Source organism: Aeromonas sp. Y318-1 (assembly GCF_027706125.1).
Classification (GTDB): Bacteria; Pseudomonadota; Gammaproteobacteria; order Enterobacterales; family Aeromonadaceae; genus Aeromonas; species Aeromonas hydrophila.
The window spans coordinates 49,179-59,485 of the sequence record NZ_JAPDCM010000022.1 but is presented as its reverse complement, the minus strand read 5'-3'; the positions used below and the strand labels follow the sequence as shown (position 1 = coordinate 59,485).

Genomic DNA, 10,307 nt, shown 5'->3' with positions numbered 1-10,307 from the left:
AAGTGAAACGCGGTAGCGCCGATGGTAGTGTGGCATTCGCCATGCGAGAGTAGGACACTGCCAGGCACCCAACACGAGAAACCCCGCTCATTTGAGCGGGGTTTTTTATTGCCTGAAATTCACCGTGTTGTGGTCTTGGTGCCAGCTCTAATTATTGCTCCCCCTTTGTCGTGAATGCTTCAGTGCCGCTAGATTGGTGTTGTTGAACACTCGATATCTCGATGTTCATCTCCTCATTTTCAAATCTCACCATTCCCTCCGGCCACCTGATCTGATCGCTTGTAGCGCTTGAACTGTCCAGCTATTCCATTCGTCGATGATCACTATTGCTGCAGCGGGGGATGACAAGGAAGGCGGGATCCATAGACTGTCTCTTTCAGGCATAAGGAGCTGTGTATGTTGGGGATCCACGATCTGGCGTTGTTTGTCGTATCCGGCCTGTTGTTGAACATGATGCCGGGACCGGACTCCCTGCTCATCATGCTGCGCAGCGGTTCACAAGGTTGGCGGGCCGGTTCGGTGGCAGCGTTAGGAATAGGGACTGGCACCATGGTGCATGTGCTGGCGGCGGCGCTGGGACTGTCGGCTCTGCTGAGTGCCTCAGCCGAGCTGTTCGCCGTCATCAAGTTGATGGGGGCGCTCTACCTGGTCTATCTGGGAGGCTCGCTCCTGTGGCAAGGGGCTGGCTCACCGGCTGTGCGCGAGCCTGCCGTGCGGCTGCCTGTGCTCTCCTACGGCCGGATCTTCCGGCAAGGGTTGCTGACCAATGTGCTCAACCCCAAGGTGGCCCTGTTCTTCCTCGCCTTTGTTCCCCAGTTCATCGCTCCCGATGCACCGCAGAAAGCGCTGGCCTTCATCGTGCTGGGTTGCATCTTCAATTTCAACGGCATGATCTGGTGCCATCTGCTGGCCTTCTCGACCGCCTATGCGAGTCGCAAGGTGACCTTGCCTAGCTGGTTGGGCCGCTGGCTCAACCGCTTGATGGGAGGCTTGTTCGTGGGGCTTGGCATCAAGCTGGCGGTGGAGTGAGAGGGTAAACGCCGGGCATAGAAAAAGGCGTATCCCATCGCTGGGATACGCCTTCGTCTGCACTGCAGCAGGCTGACTGAAATCAGTTCATGCCGTAGCGCTTGAGTTTCTTGCGCAGAGTACCGCGGTTGATGCCCATCATCACGGCGGCGCGAGTCTGGTTACCACGGGTGTACTGCATGATCACGTCCAGCATGGGAGCTTCGACTTCGGAGAGAACCATATCGTACAGATCAATCACTTCCTGACCGTTCAACTGGGCCAGGTAGTTACGCAGGGCCTGTTGCACAGAGTCACGCAGGGGGCGCTGGGTCGGCTCGGCAGCGTGATTGTGAGTAGTTGTTACCAATGCATCAGAAGTCAGGGTTTGTTCGAACATATTCGGTCGGCTCTTTAGTTATGCGTTAACCTAATCCATCGAAATACGCTTCGAGTGCCTCGAGTTGTGCATCTGCACAATCCAGGGCATTGAAGTGCTTACGGAATTCTCGGCCCGTCTCTTCTTCATCCAGATACCAGCCCACGTGTTTACGGGCAATGCGCGCTCCCAGATATGCACCATAAAACCGGTGCAGGTTGGTTACATGCTCGTTCATCAGGGTGCGAACCTCTTCCCTTTCGGGAGGCGGCAGCTTGGTGCCCGTCTCAAGAAAATGACGGATTTCCCGGAAAATCCAGGGTCGTCCTTGCGCAGCACGGCCGATCATCACGGCATCAACGCCGGTATAGTCGAGGACATACCGGGCCTTCTCCGGGCTGTCTATGTCGCCATTGGCGACAACAGGAATCGATACGGCCTGCTTAATCGCCCTGATAGTGTCGTACTCCGCCTCGCCCCGATAGAGGTCGGTACGGGTACGACCATGCACGGCAAGGGCCGCGATACCGCAATCTTCGGCGATTCGGGCGATCTCCTCGCCATTGCGGTTATCCGGATCCCATCCTGTGCGGATCTTCAAGGTGACAGGTACCTCCACTGCGTCCACTACGGCCCGGCAGATGGTTCTGACCAGGTCGGGTTGGCGCAGCAGGGCGGAACCTGCCAGCTTCTTATTCACTTTTTTTGCCGGACATCCCATGTTGATGTCGACGATCTGAGCGCCCTGCTCCACGTTGTAGCGGGCAGCAAACGCCATCATCTCGGGGTCGGCTCCGGCAATCTGGACCGATCGCAAGCCACCTTCTGCAGAGTGATCCATTCTCATCCTGGTTTTCTGGGTATCCCAGACATCCGGGTTGGCCAGCAGCATCTCGGAAACGGCCATGCCGGCGCCCAATCGCAAACAAAGTTCACGAAATGGTCGGTCTGTTACACCGGCCATGGGAGCCACAATCAGGGGAGTTTCAAGCGTGTGGGGACCTATCTGCATTCCACGGTTACCATCGGCTTAGGGCGGCGTATATTACGCATTTTTTAGTCAGGAGAAAAGGTTAGTATTTGAGCGTCAGCCATTTTTTTCTGAAAAAAACGTCGCGCCAAGGCTTGCAAATTCAGGAGTGCTTGAAAATCAGACATATTGTCGAGCCGGACTGGCGGGGCCAAATGGGTGAGGGGAGAGGCGATTTGCCTGTCCCCATCCCGGACCGGTTTGCGTTATGATAGCGAGCTTGTATCGAGCAAAGGCTCCAAACAATTTCATTACAAACAGATTGGGGATGTATGACGGCAAGGTTCATCAAATCTCTCTACCCGTGTCTGCTTGGTGCCGTGCTGGGCTCGGCCCAGGCCCAGACGGTCAGTTTCAGCGAAGCCTGGAGTCGGGTCATCCGCCAGGATGACGGGCTGGCGGCCGAGCAGGCAGGGGTGGAGCGGGCGCAGCAACTGCGCGAGGCGGCCAAGGCCATGTATCTGCCCAAGGTGGACGTGGGGGCCAGCTATACCCACCTCGATCAGCCGATGGAGCTCGACATGATGGATCTCAACCCCATCGCCAACCATCCGGAATTCGGCAAGGTGCTGGCGCCTATCATGCAGGCGCTCAAGCTGACGCCCAACGACTTCGTCACCCCCCTCACCAAACAGAACGTAGTGACCAGCTCGGTCAAGATGCTGTGGCCGCTGTTTACCGGTGGCCGCATCGATGCGGCGCAGGACATTCGCCAGGCCCAGGTGAGCGAGGCGCAGCAGTTGCTGGTACTGAAGCAGCAGTCCACCTTCGAGAGCCTCTCCCAGACCTACTTCGGGGTGGTGCTGGCGGCCCAGGTGGTGCAGACCAAGCAGGAGATCGAGCAGGGGCTGTCCCACCATCTGGAGCATGCCAAGAAGCTGGAGGCCCAGGGCCAGATTGCCCGGGTCGAATGCCTCTCCGCCCAGTCGGCCTATGACCGAGCACGCATCGATACCCAGAAGGCAAGGCGCAGCCTGGAGATTGCCCAGCTGGCCCTTGGCCACATGCTCAAGCTCAAGCAGGCCGAGCCCAACACCCAGCTCTTCATCAACCAGCAGATGCCCGAGCTCAATGCTCTGGTGCAGGAGACACTGGCGGTGCATCCCGGTCTCAAGCTGCTGACGGCCAAGAAGGAGCAAGCGCAGGGGATGATCAAGCTGGAGAAGGGCAAGTACGCCCCCGAGCTGTTCCTGTTCGGCAACTACAACCTCTATGAAGATGATTCGCTGGCCTCCAAGACCACGCCGGACTGGCTGGTCGGGGTGGGCGTCAGCATGCCGCTGGTGAGCCGTGACGGCCGCTCCGAGACGGTACAGGCGGCCAAGAGCGCCGAGCTGCAGGTCAATTTGCTGCAGGCCAAGACCCGCCAGGATCTGGAGTTGCTGGTCGAGAAGACCTGGCGCGAGGCGGCGCAGGGGCTGGAGGAGTTCCAGTCGCTCTCTTCCACCCAGGCGCTGGCCGAGGAGAACGTGCTGCTGCGGGACAAGGCGTTTGGGCAGGGTCTCTCTACCTCCCTCGATGTGGTGGATGCCCGCAACCAGCTGGCCGGGGTCAAGACCCAGCGCGCCGCTGCCGCCTATCAATACGTGATCTCGCTGGCCCGCCTGTTGGCGCTCTCCGGTCAGATGAACAGTTTCAATCAATATCAGCATGGGCAAGTGATCGAGGTGAATTCATGATCGCGCGCCACTCTGCTCCTTTTTCCATGTTTGTTTCGACCGCCAAGGGTCGCCCGTTTGCCGAGGTGAATGCATGAGTCATCCCCCCATCAAGAAGAAGATGAGCCAGGCCAAGCCGCTGCTGCTGCCACTGGCGCTGGTGTTGCTGGTCATCTGGCTGGGCTGGCGTTTCTGGCTGGCCTATCAGCCGGAGCCGGTGCGCCTGCAGGGGCAGATCGAGGCGCAGCAGTACTCCGTCTCCTCCAAGGTGGCGGGCCGCATCGACGAGGTGCTGGTTAAAAAGGGTGATCAGCTGGCCAAAGATCAGCTGGTGTTTACCTTGGCCAGTCCGGAAATCGAAGCCAAGCTGAGCCAGGCCAAGGCCGGCCAGGCGGCGGCTGGCGCCATGGCCGAAGAGGCCGAGAAAGGGGCGCGCGCGCAGCAGATTGCCGCCGCCAAGGATCAGTGGCAAAAGGCCAAGGCAGCCGCGCTGCTGCGTGGCAAGACTTACGAGCGCATCGCCAGCCTGCATCGGGATGGCGTGATGCCGCTGCAAAAGCGCGATGAGGCCTGGACCGCCTGGCAGGCGGCCAAGTACAGCGAAGGCATGGCCTGGCAGCAATACCAGATGACCCTGGAAGGGGCGCGGGAAGAGACCAAGATCGCGGCGCGCGAGCAGGCCAAGATGGCAGCCGGTGGTGTGGCCGAAGTGGAGGCCTACCTGGCCGATACCCGCATCGCCAGCCCGCACACCGGGGAAGTCTCCCAGGTGCTGCTGCGCAGCGGAGAGCTGGCGCCGCAGGGCTTCCCGGTGGTGACCCTGCTCGACATGAGCGATGCTTGGGCCCAGTTCCACGTGCGTGAAGATCTGTTGCCCCGCTTCCCGGTCGGTACCGAGTTCGATGCCCGTATTCCCGGCCTGGGCGAGCAGACGGTGCGCTTCAAGGTGACCCATGTGGCCGTGATGGGGGATTTCGCCACCTGGCGTGCCACCGATACCCGCCAGGGCTTTGACATGAAGAGCTTCCAGGTAGAGGCGCGCCCGCTGCAACCGGTTGAGGGGCTGCGGGTCGGCATGAGCGTGCTGGTCGAACTCTGATGGGACGTGAATGGCGGTTGCTGTGGCAGGATCCGTTCGGCCGGGCGCTGGCAAGCTGGCTACCCCTGTTGCTGATAGGGATCCTCTGCTGGGTCTTTTCGGCAGGGCTGGCGCGGGATCTCAAGATAGGTCTGGTGGATCTGGATCAGAGCCTGCTGTCACGTGAGCTGGCCTTCTCGCTGGATGCCTCCGCCGGACTCAAGGTCGCCCAGCAGTTTGATTCCATCGAGGCAGGGGCCAGCGCGCTGCGAGGGGGCGACATCTACGCCCTGGTCGTGCTGCCAAACCACCTTGAGCGCGATGCCCGGCAAGGCACCCAGCCTCAGGTCACCGTGTTCAACAACGGCCAGTTCATCCTGATCGCCAAGCTGATCAACTCGGCGTTGGCCCAGGTGGTCGGGACGCTCAACGGTCAGGTGGGCGTGCTCTCGGCCATGGCGGGCGGCAAGGCGCTGCCCGGTGCACTGGGGCAGGCGGTGCCTATCGCCAGCCAGGTGACGGCGCTCTACAACATCAACTCCAGCTATGCCCAGTTTTTGCTGAGTGCCCTGTTACCGGCGGTGTGGCAGATCCTGGTGGTGCTCTACGGCATCAATGCGCTGGCCCGCACCGATAGGCTGGGGCTGGACTGGACCACCAAAGGGGTCTGGTTCGGTCTCTGGCGCACCCTGCTGCCCCACGTGCTGATTGGCTGGGGCTGGGGGCTGGGGTGGAGCCTGCTGCTGTTCAAGGGGTTTGGTTACCCGATGCAGGGCAGCTGGCTGGTGCTGACGGCAGGACTGGGGCTGGCGTCGGCCGCCTGCGTCAGCATGGGGGCCTTTTTCTACGGTATCATCCGGGATCCGGCCCGCGCCCTGTCGCTGGCCGGTGCCTACACGGCGCCGGGCTTTGCCTTCATGGGGGTCACCTTTCCGGTCAGCGCCATGGGGGATTTCGCCCAGTTCTGGCGCAGCCTGCTGCCCATCTCCCACTATGTCGAGCTGCAGATAGGCCAGACCAACTACGGTCAACCGTTGGCGGCGGCGTTGCCCCAGTTTGGCGCCCTGCTGCTGTTTCTGCTGCCCCTGCTGTTGGTGGTTCACCGCTATCAGGCCCAGGCGAGCGCGGCCCCCGTTAATGAGGAGCCCAAGCCATGATGGGATGTTGGAATGTGCCACGCCTCGAGTGGCGGCCGATTGATTGGTGCCTCTCGCTGGCGCCACAAATCGCTGCCTCCTTGCGGTGGAAGGAGCCAATGACATGCTAGGTTTCTGGGATCTGCTGCGCCTCGAGCTGCGCACCCTGCTGGCGGACAGGGCCATCATGCTCACCCTGTTCGGCGGCGTCTTCTTCTACTCCTTCCTCTACCCGCAGCCCTATCTGCACCAGCTGCCGCGGGAAGAGGCGGTAGTGGTGGTCAACGAGGATGGCAGTCAGCTGTCGCGTCAGCTGGAGTTCATGGCCGATGCCACGCCGCAGGTAAAACTGGTGGCGCGGGCGGGCAGTCTGGATGAGGCTCGTGCGTTGCTGCTGGCGGGGCAGGGGAGCGGTATTTTGCACATTCCCCACCACTTCTATCGTGATCTGATGCAGGGCAAGAGCGTCACCCTGGGCTATGCCGGCGATGCCTCCTACTTCCTGGTTTACGGTACCATTGCCGAGGGGCTGGCCCTGGCGGGCGGCACCCTGGCCGCCCAGGTGAAGGTCGCCAGATTGCTGAGCCACGGTGAAGCCCTGCCGCAGGCCGCCATGGGTTGGAATGCGGTGGCGCTCAACGTGCTGCCGGTGTTCAACCCCACCATGGGCTATGTGAACTACGTGGTACCGGCGGTGTTCGTGCTGATCCTGCACCAGGTGCTGCTGATGGGCACCGGCATCCTGGGGGCGACCCAGAACCAGCGCAGCCAGCGTGGCGAGGCGGGCTACTGGCAGCATGCCCCCATCCTGCCACTGCTGCTGGCCCGTACCCTGGTGGTGGGGGGGCTGTTTGTGCTGCCGGTGAGCTACTTCTTCGGTTTCTGCTTCGATCACTACAACATAGTGCGCACCGCCGAGCCGGCCGTACTCTGGTTGTTCACCCTGCCGTTCCTGCTGGCCACCACCTGGCTGGGAGTGGTGCTGGGGGCACTGTTTACCCGCCGGGATCTGCCGACCCAGGTAGTGCTTGTCTCCTCGCTGCCGCTGGTCTTTCTGGCCGGTTTCATCTGGCCGCTGGAGCTGATCCCGACCCCGCTCAACTGGCTGGCCCAGTGGGTGCCGAGCACCCCGGCCATCGAAGGTTTTCTGCGGCTCAACCAGATGGGGGCCGAGTTTGCTCAGGTCTCCCGCTACTGGTGGCAGTTGTGGGGGCTGGCACTGCTCTACGGTGCGCTGGCCTGCCTGCTGCTGCGTTGGCGGCAGCAGTCGTTGCCGGTTGCCAGCCAGCCTGCCTTGCAGAGTGAAACCACCGCCGGTTAAGCGGGAGGGTACCAGCGCGCGTGAGACGGCGTGCGTGGTAAAGCGAAAAACGGTCAGCCCTTGGGCTGACCGTTTTTGTATGCGCTGGACTCAGTGAGGATGATGCAGCTTTAGCCGCGCTGGAGCTCGGGATCGCCGATGGCGTAGATCTGGCGGTGTGCCGTCTTGTCACTCAGCAGACGTAGTCCGCAGGCGGCGACGTCGGCACGACGCACCAGGCCGTGCACCTCCTTGCCCTGGCTCAGCACGGCCTGACCGGTGGCCTCGCCATCCTGCAAACCTGCCGGACGCAGTATGGTCCACTCGAGCGTGCTGGTCTGCAGCCAGCTCTCCGCCAGACTCTTCAATCTGACCTCGTGACCGAAGGCAGCCCGGGCCCGCTGCGGCAGATATTGCCAGCTGTCGCCGCAACCGAGTGAGGTTACCAGCAGCAGGCGCTTGAGCCCGGCCAGCTCCATCTGATCGATCACCTGACGATTGCCCAGATAGTCGACAGGCTCTGCCTGGTGAAAACTGCCGAGGGTGGAGATGGCCTGTGCCCCGTCACCGGCCAGCTGGCAGGTCGCCGCGACCGCCTGCGGGTCGAGGGCATCACCGTTGACGACCTCGACTCCCAGCGCGCGCAGCTCGGTGGCCACCTCGGGACTGCGGATCAGGGCGATGACCCGGTGGCCCTGCTGCAGGGCTTGTTCGGTGAAGGCGCGGCCCAGCCCGCGGCTGGCTCCGAAGATGAGTGTGGTTGGCATGCTGCTGCTCCCTTTGACGAAAGGGCTAGCCTAGAGGGTTGTGGGGAGGCTGTAAATGAGAGTTGTTTTTATTTGTCAGGAAAAGAGGGAAGCGGCGAGCCAGGGGTGGGGCCTGGCTCGCACGGGGATCAGCCGTTGTAGTGGCCGATATGGGGGCGACGGCTGGGGCCGCTCAGGTGAATATCCACCGGATTGAACGCCTTGATCGCTTCGAACGCGAAATCACCTATCGCCTGGTGCAGGCTCTGGGGATTGTGGTTGGTGATGAGGATGACGCTTTTCGACAGGTTGCGACGGCGGCGCAGCAGGTGGCCGAGGAAGCTGGACTGGCTCTCCGCCATCTTGGCGCGGTTGGCCGAGACCTCGTCGATGATCAGCAGATCCACCTCTTCCAGGGCGCGCCGGTACTGGTTGCGCTCTTCCTGATCCTGGATCACGTTGAAGAACAACCTGTCCACGATGGAGGCCCACTGCTGGAAGATCACCGACTTCTGGTGGCGTGCGATCAACTCGTGCGCCACGGCGCCCGCCAGGGTCGACTTGCCGGTACCGTAGTCACCGTAGATCAGCATGCAGCCACCACCGCTTTTCTCCCAGTGCTCGAAACCGCTGATGAAGTAGCGGGCGGTCTCGATGGGATATTGCAGCGCCGGATCGCCGGCATCCATCCGTTCAAACACCCAGTCGGGGTTGAGGTCGGCCTGGGCGATCAGCTTCTGGATCCGCTCCTGGCGTGCCGCCTTCTGCAGCTCGCGCACCTCGGCATTGGCCTTGGCGTCGTACTCCTTGCGCAGGGTCTCGTAGTCGTACTGGCTGCCGCCGGTCTCTTGCTGAAGACGACGAATGCGCTCCAGCAGGCCTCCTACGTGGCGGCTCAATTCAGGATCGTGAACGCGATGATCCTGCTTGGCCTTGGCGATCTTCTGGCGCTTGGCTTCGATCTCTTCCAGCTCCTGGCGCAGGGGATCGTGCGGGTCAGTCATGGAATGCTCCTTCTGCTCGGTCTGGGGTGGGGACAGGCCTCTGATTTTGCCTGCTGGCAGTGTCTGCTATCAATCATTATCCGGCTCCTGCGGTTGGCCGGCCAACCGCTTGGCCTCTTCGATCATCTCCTGCGCCCGCTTGCTTGGGCCAGCCTCGACCGGTGCCTGGGTCACCTGCTGGTAGCCCTGCACCTCCATCGGCTTGCGGCGGGTATAGCGGCGGGTCTTGAGGGCGCGAATGAACTTGAGCATCCACTGGTGCTGGGAGTCGAACACTTCGGGCCGCCCCAGCCAGTAGGCGATGAACTCGCCGAGATCCTCTTCGCTGTAGCTGGCATCGATCACCCCGCACAGGCGGGCGAGGGCCGGCAGCTCTGTATCCGGGCGCCATTGCAGGTGCATCTGGAACGGGCGCTCCGGCAGCGGGCTGCGCACCCGCTGGGTCAGCAGTGGCAGCTGGAACGGGCACTGATGGTAGTGCTCACTGTCGTTTTGCGCCTCGACTTGCAGCAAACCCGCCTCCATCAGCTCATCGAACAGCTCGGTCAGCTGGCGGGCATTGACCTGAAAGGAAAAGCCGCTGGGATCGCCCGGGTCGACCACCGCCAGCGCCCGGCCGAGTTCGGGGTAGTTGAGCCTGGCCAGCTGATTTTCCAGCACCAGTCGGCGTAGCTGCAGGGTATAGAGGCTGCGGGCCGGGTGGGACAATCTGGGATGGGCGAGGGCGCTGTATTCGGCAGGGGTCATGGCATGCTTCATTGACGGACGTGGCGGTATTATCCCCCATGGCGCAGCCTCATACAATTGATGGCCGCCGGCGGGTGGTCGGCTCGCCCGCAATCGGGGTTGCTTGTTTTCGTATGACGCTGTTTTTGGTCAGCCAAGCTGCAAAGAGGAGAAAAAGCTGAGTTTCGATAAGCATCATTAGCTGCTTTATTTCAAGCAGTTGGCCGCCAGAATAGCTAGCA

The 10,307-nt window shown here is 61.8% G+C and carries 10 protein-coding genes; 5 read left to right on the top strand and 5 right to left on the bottom strand.

Going from position 1 to position 10,307, the window contains the following annotated elements; genetic code table 11:
- Positions 1-396: 396 nt before the first annotated feature.
- On the top strand, positions 397-1,029 hold the full coding sequence (locus OKB87_RS22380; protein WP_139706564.1) for a LysE family translocator: 633 nt from the start codon (positions 397-399) through the stop codon (positions 1,027-1,029).
- Between the two features lie 82 nt (positions 1,030-1,111).
- On the opposite strand, the gene fis is transcribed toward OKB87_RS22380, so the two are convergent.
- The gene (gene fis, locus OKB87_RS22375) at positions 1,112-1,408 is read right to left on the bottom strand and encodes a DNA-binding transcriptional regulator Fis (protein WP_005309538.1); all 297 of its coding nucleotides are present in this window, start codon (positions 1,406-1,408) and stop codon (positions 1,112-1,114) included.
- A 25-nt stretch (positions 1,409-1,433) separates the two neighbouring features.
- Positions 1,434-2,399: a tRNA dihydrouridine synthase DusB gene (gene dusB, locus OKB87_RS22370; protein WP_029302666.1), complete on the bottom strand. Its 966-nt coding sequence runs from the start codon at positions 2,397-2,399 to the stop codon at positions 1,434-1,436.
- Between the two features lie 290 nt (positions 2,400-2,689).
- Here dusB and OKB87_RS22365 point away from each other — a divergent pair, with 290 nt between their 5' ends.
- The 4 genes from OKB87_RS22365 (at position 2,690) to OKB87_RS22350 (ending at position 7,610) form a co-directional block, all read left to right on the top strand.
- Entirely contained in the window at positions 2,690-4,096 is a 1,407-nt protein-coding gene (locus OKB87_RS22365) for a TolC family protein (protein ID WP_270828562.1), read from the top strand.
- A 73-nt stretch (positions 4,097-4,169) separates the two neighbouring features.
- The gene (locus OKB87_RS22360) at positions 4,170-5,174 is read left to right on the top strand and encodes an HlyD family secretion protein (RefSeq protein WP_270828561.1); all 1,005 of its coding nucleotides are present in this window, start codon (positions 4,170-4,172) and stop codon (positions 5,172-5,174) included.
- On the top strand, positions 5,174-6,310 hold the full coding sequence (locus OKB87_RS22355) for an ABC transporter permease (RefSeq protein ID WP_270828560.1): 1,137 nt from the start codon (positions 5,174-5,176) through the stop codon (positions 6,308-6,310). The genes OKB87_RS22360 and OKB87_RS22355 overlap by 1 nt, the downstream gene beginning before the upstream one ends.
- Before the next feature lie 103 nt (positions 6,311-6,413).
- The gene (locus tag OKB87_RS22350) at positions 6,414-7,610 is read left to right on the top strand and encodes an ABC transporter permease (protein ID WP_270828559.1); all 1,197 of its coding nucleotides are present in this window, start codon (positions 6,414-6,416) and stop codon (positions 7,608-7,610) included.
- 110 nt (positions 7,611-7,720) lie between these two features.
- Here the strand turns inward: OKB87_RS22350 and OKB87_RS22345 are convergent, their stop codons facing one another.
- The 3 genes from OKB87_RS22345 to OKB87_RS22335 form a co-directional block, all read right to left on the bottom strand.
- On the bottom strand, positions 7,721-8,356 hold the full coding sequence (locus OKB87_RS22345; RefSeq protein WP_270828558.1) for an SDR family oxidoreductase: 636 nt from the start codon (positions 8,354-8,356) through the stop codon (positions 7,721-7,723).
- Between the two features lie 128 nt (positions 8,357-8,484).
- The gene (locus OKB87_RS22340; protein ID WP_011707253.1) at positions 8,485-9,339 is read right to left on the bottom strand and encodes a DnaA ATPase domain-containing protein; all 855 of its coding nucleotides are present in this window, start codon (positions 9,337-9,339) and stop codon (positions 8,485-8,487) included.
- Positions 9,340-9,408: 69 nt separating this feature from the next.
- Positions 9,409-10,086 (bottom strand): DnaT-like ssDNA-binding domain-containing protein, encoded by a 678-nt coding sequence (locus tag OKB87_RS22335; protein WP_270828557.1) that lies wholly within the window; start codon positions 10,084-10,086, stop codon positions 9,409-9,411.
- Between the last annotated feature and the right edge of the window lie 221 nt (positions 10,087-10,307).